This window comes from Klebsiella terrigena, from assembly GCF_006539725.1.
GTDB lineage: Bacteria > Pseudomonadota > Gammaproteobacteria > Enterobacterales > Enterobacteriaceae > Klebsiella > Klebsiella terrigena.
Genome location: NZ_BJNO01000001.1, coordinates 207,668 through 227,044 on the forward strand (window position 1 = coordinate 207,668; position 19,377 = coordinate 227,044).

A 19,377-nucleotide genomic window follows, 5' to 3' on the forward strand; every position below is an offset into this window, starting at 1 on the left:
TGCTCCTGTTTTTTGTGCCAACCAGAGGTTCATCATGAAGCGATCGCCACTACTCCGTTCTTTTGTCCTGTCCCTGGCGCTGCTGGCCAGTTTCCCTTCCTTTGCCGCGGTAAAAAAAGAGTTCAACATCTGCTGGACGATTTATGCCGGCTGGATGCCCTGGGGCACCATCAGCAACGAAAAAATCATCGATAAATGGGCCAGCAAGTACGGTATCAAGATCAATATCGTGCAGCTCAACGACTACATCGAATCGATTAACCAGTATACCGCCGGCCAGTTCGACGGCTGCACCATGACCAATATGGATGCCCTGACCATTCCTGCCGCCGGCGGGGTGGATACCACTGCGCTGATCACCGGCAGCTACTCTGACGGTAACGATGGCGTGGTACTGAAGGGCGCGGGCAAAAAGCTGAGCGACCTCAAGGGGATGCAGGTTTACCTCCCGGAGCTCTCGGTTTCGCACTATCTGCTGGTTCGCGGACTGGAAAAGGCCGGACTGCAGGAGCGAGACGTCAAAGTGGTCAATACCTCTGACGCCGATATTGTCTCGGCCTTCGGCACCAGCAGCGTGCGCGCCGCCGTGGCGTGGAACCCGCAGCTGTCGGTTATCAAAAAGACCCCACAAACCAGCGAAGTCTTTAGCTCCTCCCAGGTGCCTGGAGAGCTTATCGACATGATGGTGGTCAACAGCCAAACCCTGAAGGACAACCCGGCGCTCGGCAAGGCGTTGACCGGCGCGTGGTTTGAGATGATGAGTAAAATGCAGGCCGGGGATAAGCCAGCGCTGAGCGCCATGGCGGCCGATTCCGGCACCGACCTCGCGGGCTATGAGGCGCAGCTGAAAACCACCCATCTGTTCTGGACTCCCGACGAGACCCTCAAATTTATCTCCACCCCGGAGCTGGCCAAAACCATGCAGCGCGTGGCGCAGTTCTCCTTTGACAAAGGGCTGCTGGGCGAGGGCGCCCAGAGCGCTGACTTTATCGGCATGAGTTTCCCGGGCAACGTCACCGTCGGCGACGCGGGCAACGTCAAGCTGCGCTTCGACGATAGCTACCTGAAGATGGCCGCCGCGGGCCAGCTGTAATGATTGCTGACGGGAGTCAACGCCATGCGACAAATTAACCGCCATCCACAGCAGGGCATGCGAATGATGTTGATGCTGATGCCCTTTGTGCTGCTGATCGCCGCCTGGGTTATCGGCTCTGCGCTGCGGCTGGAGGCCAATCCGCAGGACAAGCTGCTGCCCGGACTGACGCAAATGGTCGCCGCCGTCGAGCGGATGGCGTTCACGCCGGACAAACGCAGCGGCGAATACCTGCTGTGGGCCGATACTCTTATCAGCCTGAGTCGCCTGCTGACCGGGCTGGCGCTCTCCTCGCTGATCGGGCTGAGCATCGGTATCGCCGCCGGGGTTTTCCCGCTCTACCGCGCGGCGCTGTCGCCGCTGATGACCGTGATCTCGATGATCCCACCGCTGGCGATCCTGCCGGTGCTGTTTATCGTCTTTGGTCTCGATGAGCTCTCCAAGGTGATGCTGATTGTTATTGGGGTGACGCCCATGCTGGCGCGCGATCTCGAGCAGCGGGCGCGGGAAATTCCGGCGGAGCTGTTTATTAAAGCGCAGACCCTCGGCGCCAACAGCTGGACGCTGGTGCTACGGGTAGTGCTGCCGCAGCTGCTGTCGCGCCTGATTATCTCCCTGCGTCTGCTGCTGGGTTCGGCGTGGCTGTTTCTGATATCGGCGGAGGCCATTTCCGCCACCGCCGGTCTCGGATACCGCATTTTCCTTGTTCGCCGCTATATGGCGATGGACGTCATTATTCCCTACGTCATCTGGATAACCCTGCTGGCCTGGCTGATGGATCTGGCCCTGCGGCAGCTGCATAAAGCCTGCTTCCCGTGGGCGGAAGGAGGCCGGACATGAGTTTTATTGCCATTAAAAATATCTGGCAGGAGTACGGCGACCACGTGGTGCTGGAGCGCATCAATCTCGAGGTCAGGGAGGGGGAGTTCTGTTCAATGGTCGGGGCCTCCGGCTGCGGGAAATCGACCTTTTTGCGCCTGCTGCTGGGCCAGGAGAAGCCGACCCGGGGCTCTATCACCCTTGACGGCCAGCCGCTGGCCGCCGAGCCGGACCGCAGCCGCGGCGTGGTGTTCCAGCGCTATTCGGTATTCCCGCATCTCAACGTGCTGGATAACGTGACCGTTGGCCTCGAGCTGCCGGCCTCGCCGCTGCTTGGCCGTCTTTTTGGCGCCCGCAGGCGGCTCGCCCGCGAACGGGCGGCGCAGATGCTGGAGAAAGTCGGCCTTTCCCACGCGCTCGATAAGTACCCGGCGCAGCTCTCCGGCGGCATGCAGCAGCGGCTGGCTATCGCCCAGGCCTTTGTGATGCAGCCGCGTATTCTGCTGCTTGATGAGCCGTTTGGCGCCCTCGACCCGGGTATCCGCAAGGATATGCACGCGCTGCTTTTGCAGCTGTGGAGCGAAACGCGGATGACGGTCTTTATGGTCACCCACGATTTGGCCGAAGGCTTCAATCTCGGGACCCGGCTGCTGGTCTTTGACAAGGTGCGCCACGACCCGCAGGCGCCCAACGCCTACGGCGCGCGCGTGACCTACGACATACCGCTTAACGAAGCCCGCATGTCGCAGATGCTCGGCACCGGCAGCGATAACAACGTTTATGCATTAAGGAGATAGTCAGATGAAGCCACTTTTTCACTCCGCACCGAGCCTGCGCGAAGAGTTTGTCCCGGGCGGCGGCCATACCTCGTTTATTCTGCGCCGCGGGCAAATCCTGCGCCTGACCGATATCGACGGCGAGGCTAACGTCAGCATGATGATGCTCAATCCGCATGAAAAGAGCGAACGCCTGAACCTGCCGGATACCCTGAAAGGGCAGCACACCGCGCGCCTGACCGCCGGGCACTGCTTCTACTCTGATATGGGCCGCGTGCTGGCGGGGATCGTCGCCGATAGCAGCGGCTGGCACGATCCCTTTGGCGGCGTGCTCAACGCCGAAGAGACCCTGGAAAAGTACGGCGCCGGCCGCTACCAGGAGCTGCGCAACGGCTACTACCGCAACGGCGTCGATAACCTGCTGGTTGAAATGGGCAAATGGGATCTGGGCCTGGAGGATCTGCTGATGGTGGTCAACTTCTTCAGCAAGGTCACCGTCGCCGCCGACGGCAGCTTCCATTTCTGCGCCGCGCCGTCCAGCGCCGGGCGGTACGTTGAGCTGTTTGCGCCGATGGACGTGCTGATCGTCCTTACCGCGCTGCCGCATCCGCAGGACCCCGCTACGGAGTATGCCCCGCGTCCGGTCCAACTGAGCTGGTTCGACGCTGACGATGCCCAGGCGGCGGTCGCCTCGCTGCTCACCCGCGATGAAAACCAGCGCGCGTTTGCCAATACCCAACTTTTTGCCCTCTGAGGAGCCGACCATGAGCCTTGTTACCAGTCCCCGCAACCCGGCTGATGCCGTTTATCGTCACGTGATCCCGGCGGGCGAACCCTGGCTGTTCGAAGTGAAGAAAGGGCAAACCCTGCGGCTGCTCGATCTTGAAGGCAACCAGGCTATCGACACCCTGTTTTATAACGCCGATAACCCGCGCGAACGCTACGATCCGCAGCGCACGCTGCGTCGTCAGGGGAACGTCTATCTGACCGCCGGCAGCGTGCTGTTCTCGAATCTTGGCCGGCCGCTGCTGACCATCGTTGCCGATACCTGTGGCCGCCACGACACTCTCGGCGGCGCCTGCGCTCAGGAGAGCAACACCGTGCGCTATGCCGCCGATAAGCGCTATATGCACAGCTGCCGGGACAACTTCCTCTGCGCCTGCCTGCACGACGGCCGCCTGCACAAGCGTGATATCGGCGCCAACATCAACTTCTTTATGAACGTGCCGGTGACGGAAGAAGGCGGGCTGACCTTCGAAGACGGTATCTCCGCCGCCGGGAAATACGTCGAGTTGCGCGCGGAGTGTAACGCCATGGTGCTGATCTCCAACTGCCCGCAGCTCAATAACCCGTGCAACGGCTGGAATCCAACCCCGGCGGAGGTGCTGGTATGGAACTGACCCGCTGGCAGCGCTGGCGGCTGATGGCCTATCGCCTGTTTGCCGTACGCGCCGATCGCCTGAACAGTACGCCGTCGCGCAAATCCTGACGCCGACGCGCCCCGGGGACGACCCCGGGAAGAACGCTATTTTGCTGCGGGACGACCCGCCCTGATGTGAGTCCCGCTTATGTTCAATACGCTACTTATTGCCAACCGCGGCGCCATCGCCTGCCGAATTCTGCGCACGCTGCGCGATATGCAGGTTAAAGGCGTCGCCGTCTATTCCGATGCCGATCTCAGCAGCCTGCATATTCGCGAAGCCGATGAAGCGCTTAGCCTTGGCGACGGCCCGGCGGCGCAAACCTATCTGGTGGTGGAGAAAATCATCGCCGCCGCGCGGCAAAGCGGCGCCGAGGCGATACACCCCGGCTACGGTTTCCTCTCGGAAAACGCCGCCTTCGCCGAAGCCTGCGAAGCCGCCGGACTGGTATTCGTCGGCCCGACGCCGCAGCAGCTGCGGACCTTTGGCCTTAAGCATACCGCCAGGGCGCTGGCTAAAGCGCAGGGCCTGCCGCTGCTGGAAGGAACCGAGCTGCTGGCCGATAGCGCCGAGGCGTGCCGCGCCGCGCAGGAGATTGGCTATCCGGTGATGCTCAAAAGCACCGCCGGCGGTGGCGGGATCGGCATGCGGGTGTGCCACGATGCCGACGAGCTGGCGGAGGCTTTTGAGACCGTCCGCCGCCTCGGGCAGAACAACTTTAGCGATGCCGGCGTGTTCGTTGAAAAATATATCTCCCGCGCGCGCCACCTTGAGGTGCAGATCTTTGGCGACGGGCAGGGGGAAGTTATCGCCCTCGGCGTGCGCGACTGCTCGATTCAGCGACGTAACCAGAAGGTTATCGAGGAGACGCCGGCCCCCAACCTGCCCGCGGGCATGGCGCAGGCGCTGTGCGAGGCGGCCATCTCCCTGGGTAAAGCGGTCAGCTACCGCAGCGCCGGGACGGTGGAGTTTGTTTACGACAGCCTGGCGCAGCGCTTCTATTTTCTCGAGGTCAACACCCGCCTGCAGGTCGAGCACGGCGTGACCGAGCAGGTCTGGGGCGTCGATCTGGTGCGCTGGATGGTCGCCCTGGCGGCGGGGGATTTGCCGCCGCTGTCCCGGCTGATGGCGGATCTGCAGCCGCGCGGCCACGCGATTCAGGCGCGGATTTACGCCGAAGATCCCGGCCGCCAGTTCCAGCCCTCGCCGGGGCTTCTCAGCGAAGCGACCTTCCCGCCGGCGGATGGGGAAACCCTGCGAATTGACCGCTGGGTGGAGGCCGGCTGCGAGGTGCCGCCGTTCTTCGACCCGATGCTGGCAAAAACGATCGCCTGGCAGCCCGACCGCGAGCGGGCTATCGCCCGTCTCAGCGAAGCGCTGGCGGCAACCCGGCTGTACGGCGTGGAAACCAATCGTCTCTACCTGCAGCAGATTCTGGCTTTCGCCCCCTTTACCGAGGGCGAACCCTGGACCCGCTGCCTCGAGCAGCTGAGCTATCGGGCGGCAACCGTCGAGGTGCTGAGTGCCGGGACCCAGACCAGCGTTCAGGACTATCCGGGGCGCCTCGGATACTGGGCGGTGGGGGTTCCGCCGTCGGGGCCGATGGACGATCGGGCGCTGCGCCTCGGCAACCGGCTGCTCGGCAATCCGCAGGGCGAGGCGGCGCTGGAAATCACTCTCAGCGGACCAACGTTGAAGTTTAACTGCCTCGCCGAGGCGGCGATATGCGGCGCAGCGGTGGCGGTAACCCTCGACGGCGTGGCCCAGCCGATGAACCGCGTCTTTACTATTCCCGCCGGCGCGACGCTGAAAATCGGCCCGGTCAGCGGCGCGGGGGTGCGCAGCTACCTCTGCCTGCGCGGCGGCATTCAGGTGCCGGACTATTTAGGCAGTAAAAGCACCTTTACCCTCGGACAGTTTGGCGGCCACGCCGGACGCGCGCTGCGCAGCGGCGACGTTCTGCACCTCGCGCCGACGCCCGGCGCAGAAGCCGGCGCCACGCTCCCGGCTGCGCTGCAGACCCATCTGGACGCGGTGCGGACGCTGCGGGTGATCTACGGCCCCCACGGCGCGCCGGAATTCTTTGCCGCGGAGTATATCGCTACCTTTTTTGCCACCGACTGGGAGGTCCATTTCAACTCCAGCCGTACCGGCGTGCGGCTGATTGGCCCGAAACCGCTGTGGGCGCGCGACAGCGGCGGTGAGGCGGGGCTGCATCCGTCGAATATTCACGATAATCCCTACGCAGTCGGGGCGGTCGATTTTACCGGCGATATGCCGGTGATCCTCGGTCCGGACGGCCCCAGCCTCGGCGGATTTGTCTGCCCGGTCACCGTGATTGAGGCCGACCTGTGGCAGCTCGGGCAGCTGAAAGCTGGCGATAAGGTCCGCTTTGCGGCGGTCGATTTAGCCACCGCCCGTCGTCTGGCGCAGGGCCGCCGCGAGGAGCTGGCGACCCTTGAACCGGCGGCTATCGGCTGGCAGCCGGCGCCGCTGGCGTCACCGGTAGTGATGAGCTGCGGGGAAGGCAGTAAACGCCTGGTGGCGCGGCTCTCCGGCGATACCCATCTGCTGCTGGAGGCCGGAGAGGCGGAGCTGGATCTGGTTCTGCGCTTTCGTATCCACGCGCTGATGCAGACGCTGGAGGCGCAGGCCCGGACGGGGGTCATCGACCTGACGCCGGGGATCCGCTCTTTGCAGGTTCACTTCCAGCCGGAAACCCTGACCCTGGAGGCGCTGCTGGCATGGGTACGCGCGGAATGGGCGACGGTGTGCGTTAGCGACGATCTCGAGGTTCCCACGCGCGTGGTGCACCTGCCGCTGTCGTGGGACGACCCGGCCTGCCGCAAGGCTATCGATAAATATATGACTACCGTTCGCCGCGACGCGCCCTGGTGCCCCAGCAATCTTGAGTTTATCCGGCGGATTAACGATCTGCCCGACGAACGCGCGGTCTGGGATACGGTGTTTGACGCCAGCTACCTGGTGATGGGGCTGGGGGATGTCTATCTCGGCGCGCCGGTGGCCACCCCCCTCGACCCGCGCCACCGGCTGGTGACCACCAAATACAACCCGGCGCGCACCTGGACGGCGGAAAACTCGGTCGGGATTGGCGGTGCCTACCTGTGCGTGTATGGCATGGAAGGCCCCGGCGGCTACCAGTTCGTCGGCCGCACGCTGCAGATGTGGAATCGCTATCACGAGGTGGCCGATTTTGCCGGCAAGCCGTGGCTGCTGCGCTTCTTCGACCAGCTGCGCTTCTATCCGGTCTCCGCCGAAGAGCTGCTGCAGATCCGTCGTGATTTTCCGCTCGGCCGCTATCCGCTGCGCATTGAGCACAGCACCCTGCGGCTGGCGGAGTATCAGCAGTTCCTTGAGCGCGAGGCCACGAGCATTGACGCCTTCCGCCAGCACCAGCAGCGCGCGTTTAACGAGGAGCGCGAGCGCTGGATAGCCAGCGGTCAGGCGCATTTCGAGAGCCAGGAGGCGGCGGTTGAAGAGGGCGCAGACGCGCCGCTGCAGAGCGGGCAGCAGGGAGTAGAAAGCCCCGTTTCCGGCAACCTGTGGCAGGTGCAAACCGCGCCGGGCAGCCGGGTTCGCGCCGGAGACGTTCTGCTGGTGCTGGAGTCGATGAAAATGGAGATCCCGCTGCTGGCCCCCTGCGATGGGGTGATTGCCGAGGTGAACGTCCAGCCGGGGGCCTCGGTTCGCGCCGGGCAACGGGTGGCGGTAATAATGGAGGAAAACGTATGAATCAGCACAGTTTTGACCTACGCCTGAGTACCCTGGCGACGGGCTATCGCGACGGTCGTCTGACGCCCCGGGCGCTGATGGCGGAGCTGCGTCAGCGGGCCAGCGCGCTGAATCCAGAGTATCAGCTGTTTATTCATATTCTGACGGCAGAGGAGCAGGAGCCCTGGCTGGCGGCGCTGGACGGCGTCTCGCCGGAGACCCTGCCGCTGTACGGCGTGCCGTTTGCCATTAAGGATAATATCGATCTTGCCGGGATCGTCACCACCGCAGGATGTCCGGCGTTCGCCTATACCGCCGAGCGGGACGCGACGATTGTGGCTCAGCTGATTGCGCTGGGCGCGGTTCCGGTCGGTAAAACCAACCTTGACCAGTTTGCCACCGGCCTCAACGGCACGCGCTCGCCGTACGGGCGCTGCCGCAACGCCGTGCACCCTGCGTATCCGTCGGGCGGTTCAAGCGCCGGTTCGGCGCTGGCGGTGGCGCTCGGCGTCGCCAGCTTTGCGCTCGGTACGGACACCGCCGGCAGCGGGCGAGTTCCGGCATCGCTAAACAACCTGGTCGGGCTGAAGGCCAGCAAAGGGCTGATCTCTACCGCCGGCGTGGTGCCGGCCTGCCGGACGCTCGACTGCACGACCTTTTTCACCGCCACCGCCGCCGAATCGAGCCGGCTGCTGGCGCTGACCGCCGCCGTCGATCCGCGGGATGCCTACAGCCGGCGTAATCCGCAGTGGAACGCGGCGCAGGCCTTCGGGGTCCCCGCGCCGGGCTTTCGCTTCGGCGTTCCGCAGACGCTCAACTTCCTCGGCTGCGCGCAGAGTGAAGCGCTGTTTTTACAGGCCAAAGCGCGGCTGCTGGCCCTTGGCGGTGTGGCGGTGAGCATCGATATGGCGCCGTTTCTCGCCGCTGCCAGCCTGCTGTATGACGGGCCGTGGGTGGCGGAGCGCTACGCGGTGGCGGGGCCGCTGATTGAACGGGAACCGCAGGCGGTCCTGCCGGTGATCCGCGACGTGCTGGCGAAGGCGCCGCAAACCGACGCCGTCGCCGCCTTTCAGGCGATGTATCAGCTGCAGGCCTATAAGGCGCAGTGTGATGCCCTGCTCGACGGCGTGGAGTGCGTCCTGACGCCGACCTATCCGCGGCCGGTCACCCTGGCGGAGCTGGAAGCCGAGCCGGTGAAGCGCAACGCCGATCTGGGCTATTACACCAACTTTATGAATTTGCTGGACTATGCGGCCGTCAGCGTGCCGACGGGCTTTTTGGCGAACGGTCTGCCTTCCGGCGTGACGCTCTTTGGCCGGGCCTTCACCGACCAGTACCTGCTCGGGCTGGCCGATGCCTTCCAGCGGGCGCAGCCGCTGCCGCTGCCTGGCGGGGCGCTGATAGCCCCCGAGCCGCCGGCGGCTAGCGCCTGCCACGATCGCCAGGCGCTGGTGGTCTGCGGCGCCCATCTCGACGGGCTGGCGCTAAACGGACAGCTGCGGGAGCGGGGCGGACGCCTGCTGGCGGCGACGGAAAGCGCGGCCTGCTATCGGCTCTACGCGCTGGCCGACGGCAGGCGCCCGGGAATGGTGCGGGACGAGAGCGGCGGGGCGGCCATTGCGGTGGAGGTGTGGGAGCTGCCCTCCGCCGAGCTGGGATCGCTCCTGGCGGCGATCCCGGCTCCGCTAGGATTGGGTAAAGTGGAGCTGGCGGACGGGCGCTGGCTCAGCGGCTTTATCTGCGAGGGGTACGGCCTGCAGGGGGCGACCGATATTACGGCCTACGGCGGATGGCGGGCCTGGCTGGCGCGCTAGGTGACGGCGTCACATATTCTGAAAAAATAGCGTCGGCCCGCCCTGGGCTGGCGCTACTCACATGCTGAAACATTTCTGCCAATTCATTAGCAACCTTTCCGTAGGGCTCCCGCGCCGATAAGGCTATCCTTCCCCGCTTTTAATTTTTTGCTTCTTATTGAAACTCAGGTGAATTACCGCCAATGACTCTATTGAGAGATGAAATTCGCGATCACTCAGCGGAAGAGATGCTGTTTATTCGCCGGGCCGTGGTGGCTTTTATCCTGGTGGTGGTCTGCTTTAGCGTACTGATCGTCAACCTCTATCGCCTCCAGGTCAGGCAGCACGATTTCTATCAGACCCGCTCGAACCAGAACGATATTAAAATGCTGCCTATCGCGCCGAGCCGCGGGCTGATATTCGATCGCAACGGCGTTCCGCTGGTCCAGAACATCACCCTCTATCGCCTGCAGGTGATCCCCAGCAAAATCGCTGACATGAAGGCGCTGCTGCAGCAGCTGACGCCGATCGTTGATTTAACCCCCGATGATATCGCCGGCTTCCGCGACGATATGCTGCACAACAGCCGCTACAAAGAGGTGACGCTAAAATCCGCGCTCAGCGACGTCGAAGTGGCGCGCTTTGCGGTCAACGAATTCCGTTTCCCCGGCGTCACCGTGGAGAACTACCAGCAGCGTGACTACCCTTACGGCGCCGAGCTGGCGCACGTTGTCGGCTACGTCTCGAAAATTAACGATAGCGATCTGCAGCGGCTGGCCAAAAACGGCGAGGCCGAGAACTATGCCGCCGACCACAATATCGGCAAGCAGGGCATTGAGGGCTATTACGAACAGGAGCTGCACGGTACCACCGGCTACCAGGAGGTCGAGGTGGATAACCACGGGCGGGTGGTGCGGCTGCTGAAAGAGGTGCCGCCGGTCGCCGGCAAAAATATCTATCTGACGCTCGATCTGCACCTTCAGCAGTACATTGAATCGGTGCTCAAGGGGCAGCGCGCGGCGGTGGTGGCGGTCGACCCGCGCGACGGCGGGGTGTTGGCGATGGTTTCCAGCCCGAGCTACGATCCCAATCCCTTTGTGAAAGGCATTGGCTATAAGGCCTACCGTTCGCTGCTCGATAACGCCGACCGGCCGCTGATTAACCGCGTCACCCAGGGGCTCTACCCGCCGGCGTCGACGGTTAAACCCTATATGGCGCTCTCGGCGCTCTCGGCCGGGGTCATTACGCCCACCACCACCTTCTTCGGCGCGCCGACCTGGACGCTGCCCGGCACCCAGCGCCGCTACCGCGACTGGCTGAAAACCGGTCACGGCATGCTCAACGTTACCAAGGCCATTGAAGAGTCGGCGGATACCTTCTTCTATCAGGTGGCGTTTGAGATGGGGATCGACCGGATTCACACCTGGCTGAGCAAGTTTGGCTACGGCCAGCCAACCGGGATCGACCTCAATGAAGAGTATTCGGGGGTGCTGCCGAGCCGCGAATGGAAGCAGCGGATTCATAAGAAGCCGTGGTATCAAGGGGATACCATCTCAGTCGGCATCGGCCAGGGCTACTGGATTGCCACCCCGATCCAGATGGTGAAAGCGCTGACAACGCTGATCAACAACGGCAAGGTGAAGAACCCGCATCTGCTCTACTCCATGAAGCGCGGCAATAAGGTTGAGCGCTATCAGCCGCCGCAAAACACGCCGCAGGTGGGCGATCCGAAATCGCCGTACTGGGGGATTGTGCGCAACGGGATGTACGGCATGGCCAACCTGCCAAACGGCACCGGCTACAAGCTGTTCCACACCGCGCCGTATCAGATTGCCGCGAAGTCCGGGACCTCGCAGGTCTTCAGCCTGAAGGAGAACCAGACCTACAATGCGAAAATGATCCCGGTCAGGCTGCGTGACCACATTTTCTATACCCTGTTTGCCCCGTATCAGCATCCGCGGGTGGCGATGGCCCTGATCCTTGAGAACGGCGGCGGCGACGGCGTGGTGGCAGGACCTACGGCGCGCGCCATTCTTGATCATATCTTCGACCCGGCTAACGCGCCGGCGGCGGCAGAGGGCGGCGCGCAGGCTAACGTCCCTCAGGTCGATAGCGCCGACGCGCAGTAGGACAGGGCCCGGCCGCCGCGGCGGTCGGGCATATATTCAGGCGGGGTCTTTGATCCTAATAATATAGGTTTTATCGAACTCACTAGATTTTTGAAACATTGCCACGTTAAAAAAGCCAGATACTCTAACCTTAACCATTCCTTTTTTAGTCGGAATGCCCTTTATTTGAACGCAGTTATTGTCATACTTGTCATTATTACAATGTTCTAAGTGTAATCCGACATCATCTGGACGTATGTCGCCAACGAATCCTCTATCACCCTGAGAATTAGTCAATGTGGCAACATGACCGCCAAGAATATCTATCTTAGCATAGTAAGGTACGCCAACTATTGCATCCTTAAGCTGTTTTTTTTCTGGGTGAAATTCAGCGTGTAACGTACATCCTGACAAGATGAATAAATAAAAAATACTGAGTATTATTTTCATGTTATTTTAATGGTATAAAAACCATTCCTCCAAAAAACCTCGAGATAAAGAATGAAATATCCTTTCCGTGCTTTATTTGATCGTAGGTGTTACCCCATGAGAATAAATCTAAATGAATATTTCCCTTGGAATCTTGTATGACAGGACCATTCCAAACAATCCAGTGCGTTGGTATTGATAAGTTAGAGTCGCTTCGTTCCAGAAGCCCGTCATTAATTAATGTGACAACTTTATATCCCTTCTGTATGTATTCATTTAAAACTCGAACCCCTTGAATTCCGGCCTGAACAGGACCAACATTGCTGAATATCTTTTTATAACCAGCTTTTTCAAACCACTCCGTCAGCGTTTGCCACATAGTGATCCCTGCCATCGGAGAATCGAGTGTGTCAAAACTCAACACAGCGTTCTCCGAATCTCTCAGTCCCGCTAATGTCATCCAATCGAGCCCTAATAATCTCGGTCTCCCGGCACTGGTGTAGAATAAACCTGAAGGATGTCTACACTCTTCACCAGGCGAAATAGTCAGGCCACCTATTTTGGTCTTTCCGTATCGCCACAGCTCCCTGGCCGCCTGTGCATATACATCCGGGCGGTCCATTTGGAGACAGTAAAAAAATACGGCTGGTCCACAGACACTTGCGGCATTTTGATCTGGAAATTCATCTGGATAATGATTATATCGTTTTCTTATTTGTTGCTCTATTGTGTTTTTTTCAAAAGGATCGCGAGGATACCCAATAGGGTATTCTTTAGCAATAAAAGGCCGTTCTGGAATGGTGATTTTAATGTATTTTGTTTCGCCCCCTTGGCTTGCAGGTTTCATTGTGCCTTTTGATTCAAAATAACAGGGGTTTTCACGCTTTACCGGGGACCAGGCCTTATCTGATGCGAATTCTTCCAATGTGTACATTTTAGTGAATGGTACCGGGGTAACACTGTGGGTATGTAACATGGTTTTTCGGTAAAGTTTGATTTCCATAATATAAATGGTTGAGAGAGATTCATCTATATTCTCGGTAATATGGCACTGTGTTTGGTAGTTGCTCTGGAGCGGTTGTTGTTTAACATCTACCACAGGATATTTATTTCTCTCGGCATCCATGCGATAAATATAAAGATCGTACAGCAGGGAATCTGCCGGAGCATTCGAGTTGATACGGGTAGTGAGATGATAAACAGCCATAATTAATCCCTTAATATATGCAGGTTAATATTTTTTGCAGATTCATAAAAATGCCATTCCGTGATGCCGTACTTATCGGTGATGCCTGTTTCAGAATGACCATCCGAAAACATCAGGTACAGGCGAAAATAGCGAGGTTGGGGCAGTGACACAATGCTATGTCACCAAGGCAAGCGAGAGACCTTGCCATCATGTAAACAGTCTCCATCCAGGCTTGCAGCGTACAGTAATCATGATCCAGGTTAAATTTACCATTTCTAAACATAGAGTTTAGTGCCTGGCAAAATCGGTCTTTGACCGGTCGCAGAGGCAACGGAAAACGGATTTACGTAGGCCATCCGCCACCTTTATTCCCGCACGGCGTGGCTCATAGATATTGGTTATTTGCCGAAACCGCCGCTTTTCACCATAGTGAAGCGTCGGGTAAGCATTGAGGGAAAAAGGTAATGACATTGAGAAACAAGCTGCTTATTGTGCAGACCGGCACGCCGCCGCAGGAGATTGTCGCCGATCACGGCGACCTGCCGCGATGGTTCGCCGACCTGCTGGCGCCGTGGCGGGAGCAGATCAGCACGGTGCGCGTATTTGCCGGCGAGCCGCTTCCGGCGCCGGATAACGATACGCTGGCGGTGATCACCGGCTCCTGGGATATGGTGACGGATCGCCTGGCGTGGAGCGAGATGACCGCGGAGTGGATCCGCGCCGCGATGACCATCGAGATGCCGCTGTTTGGCGTCTGCTACGGCCATCAGCTGATGGCCCACGCGCTGGGCGGCGAGGTGGATTACCATCCGGCAGGGCGCGAAACCGGGAGCAAAACCATTTCCCTCTCGGCCGCTGGCCTTGACGATAGCCTGATTGCCGGGCATCCCGAGCCTTTCAGCGCCCACCTGACGCACCTGCAAACGGTGACCAAACTGCCTCCGGGCGCGACGGTACTGGCCTCGTCCGAGCACGATCCGCATCAGATCGTTCGCTACGGCGCTCACGCGCTGTCGACCCAGTTCCACCCCGAAATCACCCCGGAGATTGCCCGCTCGCTGATTTACTACCGCCAGGCGGTGCTGCGCAGTGAGGGGATTGACCCGGACAGGCTGAGCGATGCGGTTGAGGAGAGCCCGGTAGCCTCGGCGATTTTGACCCGCTTTGTCGCGCACTATCTGACCCCGGATCGCCGAACGGCTTAAGCCTGCGGCGCTTTCTCCTGCAGCCAGGCCGCCGTTTCGCGAAGTATTTCGTCCGAGAGCGCCGGATCGCTGGTCATTCGTGCCAGAATCACCGCTCCGACCATCGCCGACCAGCTGCCGACGGCCGCGCGGTGCCTCGCCGCGTCATCTTCCCCGTTCACGGTCTTGCTCAGATTGGCTATCTGCTGCTTCAGCCCGGCGGTCATTTCGCTCCGGGCCGGCTCTGACTGGCGGATAGTGTCGGCAGCCAGCGCCGCCAGCGGGCAGCCGCTGGCAAAATTGTCCCGATGCTCAGGGGAGAGGTAGCGTTCGATTTGCGGCGGGCTGCCGTTTTCAACGGCGCCGCTCGCCGCCTTCAGCTCCGCCAGGGTCAGGGCGATCAGCTCATCCTTTGATTTGAAGTAGCCGTAAAATCCGCCGTGGGTAAGGCCCGCTGATTTCATGATATCGGTGACCGTGACCGCATCAAAACCCCGCTCGCGAAACAGACGACCGGCGGCGGCAAGGATTGTCTGCTTATTCTCTTCGACCTGTTTTCTGCTCACTCTCATGGCGTTATCCCGCGCTGAAAATTATTTATGATGACCATCATATAACATTATTTACAGCTTACCCAGCCTGTGACATTATTCATGACGATCATCATGTATAAATCCAGGAGAGTACAGAATGAGCAGCAAATCAGCCGTACTGGTAACCGGCGCATCGACCGGGATTGGCGCAGTCTACGCCGAACGCTTTGCCCAACGCGGCCACGATCTGGTTCTCGTCGCGCGCAATACCGAACGCCTTACCGCGCTGGCCCAGCGTCTGCGCAACGAGACCGGGGTGCAGGTGGACATTTTAACCGCCGATCTGACGAACAGTGACGACGTTGCCGCCGTCGAGCAGCGTCTGCGGGAAGATACGCGCATCGGCGTGCTGATCAACAATGCCGGCACCTCGATTCCCGGCGACTTCCTCAGCCAAAGCAGCGAGGAGATCGCCCGACTGATCGCCCTCAACGTGACGGCGGTGACCCGGCTGGCTCATGCTATCGCGCCCCGACTGGCGGCCGCGGGCGAAGGGGCGATTGTCAACATTGCCTCGGTTGTCGGACTGGCTCCGGAAATGGGCCTCACCGTATATGGCGCAACCAAAGCCTTTGTGCTGTTTCTCTCTCAGGGGCTCAACGTCGAGCTGGCCGCCAGGGGCGTCTACGTCCAGGCAGTGCTGCCGGCGGCGACCCGCACCGAGATTTGGCAGCATAGCGGCAAAGACGTGGATGCTATTCCCGGCGTGATGGAGGTCGATAAACTGGTGGATGCGGCGCTGGCGGGTTTCGATCGCCGTGAATTTGTCACCATTCCGCCGCTGCACGATGAAGCGCAGTGGAACGCCCTCAACGCCGCGCGCCTGACGATGCTGCCCGGCTTTGCGCAGTCGGAACCGGCGCCGCGCTACCTCTCCCGCGGCTAAAACGCCGTTACGGCCTTTTTCCTTCGCCTCTTGTCGCGACTTTTGTATCACCGTGTATCAGAGCCGTCCGGCGATACAGGGTGAGACAAAAGCGCCTTGTCTGACGTATAGAGCAGATACATCGCCGTGTTTTGCTGTGTACGTCATTCAACACACAAGAGGCATTCTGATGAACATCACACCTTTCACCCGTCACTGTGCGGCGCTGGCGCTGGCCGCCTCAGCGCTGGTCTCCGCAAGCGTTTGTGCTGCAGAAGAGAGCGGCGGCTTTGACACCCTACGGCAAATCAACGCCGGCGATCTGAACATTGGCTATGTCGATATCGGGCCGCGCGATGGTCAGGCGGTTATCCTCCTGCACGGCTGGCCGTACGATATTCAAAGCTATGCCCGCGTCGCACCGGCGCTGGCGCAAAAAGGGTTTCGGGTGATTGTGCCGTATCTGCGCGGCTACGGCACCACGCGCTTTCGCTCGCCGGAGACGCCGCGTAACGGCCAGCCTTCCGCCATGGCGGCCGACATCGTGCATCTGATGGACGCGTTAAAAATCAAACAGGCCGACCTCGCCGGGTTTGACTGGGGGGCGCGCACGGCGGATATCGTTGCCGCGCTGTGGCCGGAGCGGGTGAAGTCGCTGGTTTCGGTGAGCGGGTATCTGATTAGCAGCCAGCAGATTGGCGCAAAACCGCTGCCGCCGCAGGCGGAGCTGTCTTGGTGGTATCAGTTCTACTTCGCCACCGAGCGCGGCCAGCAGGGCTACAGCCAGAACACCCATGACTTCGCAAAGCTGATCTGGCGCCAGGCCTCTCCCGGCTGGAAGTTTAGCGACAGCGCGTTTGAGAAAAGCGCCCGGGCGCTGGATAACCCGGATCACGTTGCCGTGACTATCAGCAACTATCGCTGGCGGCTGGGTATCGACAAGGGCGAGCAGAAGTACGCCGCCTATGAGCAAAAGCTGGCGCAGCTGCCCGCCATCAGCGTTCCGACCATCACTATCGAAGGTGACAATAACGGCGCGCCGCATCCGGCGGCGGCAAGCTACCGGGCAAAATTTAGCGGCAGGTATCAGCACCGCGATTTTACCGGCAATATCGGCCACAATCCGCCGCAGGAGGATCCGACTCATTTCGTGCAGGCGGTCATTGACGCCGATCGCCTGTAGGCCGGGCGCCGGAAAGTGTGGTTTGCGCTTCCGGCGCCAGCGCATATTATTTTTGAGTTGAATCCATTCTTAGCGGAGCCTGCAGTGGAACATATTGACCATATTTTGGTTGTCGATGACGATCGCGACATTCGCGAGCTGGTTACCACCTATCTGAATAAATCGGGATATCGGGCGACCGGGGCGGCCAACGGCAAGGCGATGTGGGCGGTCCTGCAGGCCCAACATGTGGATCTGATCGTGCTGGATATTATGCTGCCCGGCGACGACGGACTGGTTCTCTGCCGCCAGCTCCGCGGCGGGCGGCAGGATATTCCGGTGCTGATGCTGACCGCCCGCACCGACGACAGCGACCGGATACTCGGCCTCGAGATGGGGGCTGACGACTATCTGGTGAAGCCTTTTGTCGCCCGCGAGCTGCTGGCGCGCATTAAGGCCATTTTACGCCGCACGCGGGCGCTGCCGCCTAATCTGCAAATTACCGAGGCCGGTCGGCTTATCGCTTTCGGCAGCTGGCTGCTGGACACCTCCGCGCGCCATCTGCTGGACGACAGCGGTACCCTCGTTGCGCTGAGCGGTGCGGAATACCGCCTGCTGCGGGTGTTTCTCGACCATCCGCAGCGGGTGCTGAACCGTGACCAGCTGCTGAATCTGACCCAGGGCCGCGATGCGGAGCTGTTTGAGCGCTCCATCGACCTGCTGGTCAGCCGCCTGCGCCAGCGGCTGCGTGAAGACGCGCGCGAACCGGCCTATATCAAAACCGTGCGCAGCGAAGGCTACGTGCTCTCCGTGCCGGTCTCTATCCGCGAGGCGCGCGAGTGAAGCTCTGGCCCGGCTCGCTGCAGTCCCGCCTGATGCTGATGATTTTCTTTGCCTTACTGCTGGCTAACGCGCTCACCTTTTCGCTGCTGTTCTATGAACGAATGAGCAGCGCCCGCAGCGTGATGCTGGGCAACTTGCAGTACGATGTCGCCACCAGCGTGGCGATTCTTGACCGACTTCCGGCCGCCGAGCGCCCGAAATGGCTGGCCCGGCTGGCGCGCGGCAACTACCGCTACCGGCTGTCGGCAGGCGAAAGCGGGGCCTGGCCTACCAGCTGGCGCTCCCGCGACGCGGTGCGCTCGCTGCAGGAGACCCTGGGCGGCCGCTATCCGCTGAGCATCATCGCCGTACCCGGTCCGCGAGAGCATATTCAGGCCCACATCACTCTCCACGACGGCGCGCCGCTGAGCATCGACCTCTGGCCGCGCCTGCCGGTGATTGCCCGCTGGCTGCCGGCGGTGCTGCTTATCCAGTTTTTGCTGCTGCTGTTTTGCGCCTGGTACGCGGTACGCCAGGTGGTGCGCCCGATGACCCGCTTTACCCGCGCCATTGACGCCCTTGAGCCGACGGCAAACGTCCCCGGAACCCTGGAGGAGAAGGGGCCCGTGGAGGTGCAGCATGCCGCCCGCGCCTTTAACGCCATGCAGACGCGGATCCGCGATCATCTCGAGGAGCGGGCGCGGATCCTCGCGGCGATTTCGCACGACCTGCAAACGCCTATTACGCGGATGAAGCTGCGGGTTGAAATGGCGGATGTGCCGGAGCTGCGCGACAAGCTGCTGCAGGACCTTGATAACATGACCCGCCTGGTCAGGGAGGGGATCGCCTTTGCCCGCTCGGCTCAGCCGCTGGAGGAGAAGCGCCAGCGGCTGAGCCTGAATGCGTTCCTCGACAGCATTGCATGCGATTATGCCGACGTCGGCCGTCCGGTCACTTTTAAGCCCACCGCGGGCGCCGATACGCTGCTGATCCAGCCCCAGGCGCTGCGACGCATCATGACTAACCTTATCGATAACGGACTTAAGTTCGGCGATAGCGTAGAGATTACCCTTGAATTTCGGGAAAGCGGCGACGCTTGCATTCAGGTGCGGGACGACGGGCCCGGGATCCCGGAGGAGGCGCTGGAGGCGGTGCTGCAGCCGTTCTATCGCCTGGAGAACTCCCGCAACCGCGATAGCGGTGGAACCGGGTTAGGGCTGGCTATCGCCGCTCAGCTGGCGGCGCAGATGCAGGGGAAGCTACTGTTACGCAACGGCGAGCGGGGCGGACTTACGGCTTCTCTTATTCTCGATGCCGGGGCTTTGTATGCTTCTGTATCTGACGCCGTCGCCGACAATCTGGCTGACAAAAACCCCTAGTTCCCGACACGT

Annotated in this window: 16 protein-coding genes; 13 read left to right on the plus strand and 3 right to left on the minus strand. The window is 60.9% G+C overall.

Translation table 11 applies throughout. The features are described 5' to 3' along the window. Positions 1 to 34: 34 nt before the first annotated feature. The 8 genes from RTE01_RS00960 (at position 35) to mrdA (ending at position 11,763) form a co-directional block, all read left to right on the plus strand. Complete coding sequence (locus RTE01_RS00960; RefSeq protein WP_041145459.1) at positions 35 to 1,093, plus strand: putative urea ABC transporter substrate-binding protein; 1,059 nt, start codon at positions 35 to 37, stop codon at positions 1,091 to 1,093. 24 nt (positions 1,094 to 1,117) lie between these two features. After that, positions 1,118 to 1,933 carry an ABC transporter permease gene (locus RTE01_RS00965; protein ID WP_141334560.1) on the plus strand — a complete coding sequence of 272 codons (816 nt, stop codon included), beginning with the start codon at positions 1,118 to 1,120 and terminating at the stop codon, positions 1,931 to 1,933. Then, positions 1,930 to 2,709, plus strand: a complete 780-nt coding sequence (locus RTE01_RS00970; RefSeq protein WP_115192808.1) for an ABC transporter ATP-binding protein — start codon at positions 1,930 to 1,932, stop codon at positions 2,707 to 2,709. The genes RTE01_RS00965 and RTE01_RS00970 overlap by 4 nt, the downstream gene beginning before the upstream one ends. Before the next feature lie 4 nt (positions 2,710 to 2,713). Beyond that, positions 2,714 to 3,442, plus strand: a complete 729-nt coding sequence (locus RTE01_RS00975; protein WP_041145462.1) for an urea amidolyase associated protein UAAP1 — start codon at positions 2,714 to 2,716, stop codon at positions 3,440 to 3,442. 10 nt (positions 3,443 to 3,452) lie between these two features. Then, positions 3,453 to 4,088, plus strand: coding sequence for an urea amidolyase associated protein UAAP2 (locus RTE01_RS00980; protein ID WP_041145463.1), 636 nt, complete (start codon positions 3,453 to 3,455; stop codon positions 4,086 to 4,088). A gap of 168 nt (positions 4,089 to 4,256) precedes the next feature. Beyond that, positions 4,257 to 7,862: an urea carboxylase gene (gene uca / locus RTE01_RS00985; RefSeq protein ID WP_141334562.1), complete on the plus strand. Its 3,606-nt coding sequence runs from the start codon at positions 4,257 to 4,259 to the stop codon at positions 7,860 to 7,862. Beyond that, positions 7,859 to 9,655 (plus strand): allophanate hydrolase, encoded by a 1,797-nt coding sequence (atzF, locus tag RTE01_RS00990; RefSeq protein ID WP_134525894.1) that lies wholly within the window; start codon positions 7,859 to 7,861, stop codon positions 9,653 to 9,655. Before uca ends, atzF begins: the two co-directional genes overlap by 4 nt. Before the next feature lie 182 nt (positions 9,656 to 9,837). Further along, a complete protein-coding gene (gene mrdA / locus RTE01_RS00995) occupies positions 9,838 to 11,763 on the plus strand; it encodes a penicillin-binding protein 2 (RefSeq protein ID WP_170197844.1) in 1,926 nt (641 codons plus the stop codon). 36 nt (positions 11,764 to 11,799) lie between these two features. On the opposite strand, the gene RTE01_RS01000 is transcribed toward mrdA, so the two are convergent. After that, positions 11,800 to 12,192: a hypothetical protein gene (locus tag RTE01_RS01000; RefSeq protein WP_141334564.1), complete on the minus strand. Its 393-nt coding sequence runs from the start codon at positions 12,190 to 12,192 to the stop codon at positions 11,800 to 11,802. 1 nt (position 12,193) lies between these two features. Then, the gene (locus RTE01_RS01005; RefSeq protein ID WP_141334566.1) at positions 12,194 to 13,378 is read right to left on the minus strand and encodes a hypothetical protein; all 1,185 of its coding nucleotides are present in this window, start codon (positions 13,376 to 13,378) and stop codon (positions 12,194 to 12,196) included. 446 nt (positions 13,379 to 13,824) lie between these two features. Here RTE01_RS01005 and RTE01_RS01010 point away from each other — a divergent pair, with 446 nt between their 5' ends. Beyond that, positions 13,825 to 14,565 (plus strand): glutamine amidotransferase, encoded by a 741-nt coding sequence (locus tag RTE01_RS01010; protein ID WP_134525898.1) that lies wholly within the window; start codon positions 13,825 to 13,827, stop codon positions 14,563 to 14,565. Here the strand turns inward: RTE01_RS01010 and RTE01_RS01015 are convergent. Then, the gene (locus RTE01_RS01015; protein WP_041145468.1) at positions 14,562 to 15,116 is read right to left on the minus strand and encodes a TetR/AcrR family transcriptional regulator; all 555 of its coding nucleotides are present in this window, start codon (positions 15,114 to 15,116) and stop codon (positions 14,562 to 14,564) included. The genes RTE01_RS01010 and RTE01_RS01015 overlap by 4 nt on opposite strands. A 118-nt stretch (positions 15,117 to 15,234) precedes the next feature. Here RTE01_RS01015 and RTE01_RS01020 point away from each other — a divergent pair, with 118 nt between their 5' ends. The 4 genes from RTE01_RS01020 to RTE01_RS01035 all read left to right on the plus strand — a co-directional run bounded on the left by RTE01_RS01020 (position 15,235) and on the right by RTE01_RS01035 (position 19,365). Further along, positions 15,235 to 16,023 (plus strand): SDR family NAD(P)-dependent oxidoreductase, encoded by a 789-nt coding sequence (locus RTE01_RS01020; protein WP_134525901.1) that lies wholly within the window; start codon positions 15,235 to 15,237, stop codon positions 16,021 to 16,023. 169 nt (positions 16,024 to 16,192) lie between these two features. Further along, on the plus strand, positions 16,193 to 17,185 hold the full coding sequence (locus RTE01_RS01025; protein WP_134525904.1) for an alpha/beta fold hydrolase: 993 nt from the start codon (positions 16,193 to 16,195) through the stop codon (positions 17,183 to 17,185). Between the two features lie 84 nt (positions 17,186 to 17,269). Beyond that, positions 17,270 to 18,007, plus strand: a complete 738-nt coding sequence (locus RTE01_RS01030; RefSeq protein WP_041145471.1) for a response regulator — start codon at positions 17,270 to 17,272, stop codon at positions 18,005 to 18,007. Continuing rightward, complete coding sequence (locus RTE01_RS01035) at positions 18,004 to 19,365, plus strand: ATP-binding protein (protein WP_134525906.1); 1,362 nt, start codon at positions 18,004 to 18,006, stop codon at positions 19,363 to 19,365. Before RTE01_RS01030 ends, RTE01_RS01035 begins: the two co-directional genes overlap by 4 nt. The last annotated feature ends 12 nt before the right edge of the window (positions 19,366 to 19,377 follow it).

Coding starts and splice junctions, on each gene's coding strand:
- RTE01_RS00960 (WP_041145459.1), top strand. CDS start 35: ATGAAGCGATCGCCACTACTCCGTTCTTTTGTCCTGTCCCTGGCGCTG.
- RTE01_RS00965 (WP_141334560.1), top strand. CDS start 1,118: ATGCGACAAATTAACCGCCATCCACAGCAGGGCATGCGAATGATGTTG.
- RTE01_RS00970 (WP_115192808.1), top strand. CDS start 1,930: ATGAGTTTTATTGCCATTAAAAATATCTGGCAGGAGTACGGCGACCAC.
- RTE01_RS00975 (WP_041145462.1), top strand. CDS start 2,714: ATGAAGCCACTTTTTCACTCCGCACCGAGCCTGCGCGAAGAGTTTGTC.
- RTE01_RS00980 (WP_041145463.1), top strand. CDS start 3,453: ATGAGCCTTGTTACCAGTCCCCGCAACCCGGCTGATGCCGTTTATCGT.
- uca (WP_141334562.1), top strand. CDS start 4,257: ATGTTCAATACGCTACTTATTGCCAACCGCGGCGCCATCGCCTGCCGA.
- atzF (WP_134525894.1), top strand. CDS start 7,859: ATGAATCAGCACAGTTTTGACCTACGCCTGAGTACCCTGGCGACGGGC.
- mrdA (WP_170197844.1), top strand. CDS start 9,838: ATGACTCTATTGAGAGATGAAATTCGCGATCACTCAGCGGAAGAGATG.
- RTE01_RS01000 (WP_141334564.1), bottom strand. CDS start 12,192: ATGAAAATAATACTCAGTATTTTTTATTTATTCATCTTGTCAGGATGT.
- RTE01_RS01005 (WP_141334566.1), bottom strand. CDS start 13,378: ATGGCTGTTTATCATCTCACTACCCGTATCAACTCGAATGCTCCGGCA.
- RTE01_RS01010 (WP_134525898.1), top strand. CDS start 13,825: ATGACATTGAGAAACAAGCTGCTTATTGTGCAGACCGGCACGCCGCCG.
- RTE01_RS01015 (WP_041145468.1), bottom strand. CDS start 15,116: ATGAGAGTGAGCAGAAAACAGGTCGAAGAGAATAAGCAGACAATCCTT.
- RTE01_RS01020 (WP_134525901.1), top strand. CDS start 15,235: ATGAGCAGCAAATCAGCCGTACTGGTAACCGGCGCATCGACCGGGATT.
- RTE01_RS01025 (WP_134525904.1), top strand. CDS start 16,193: ATGAACATCACACCTTTCACCCGTCACTGTGCGGCGCTGGCGCTGGCC.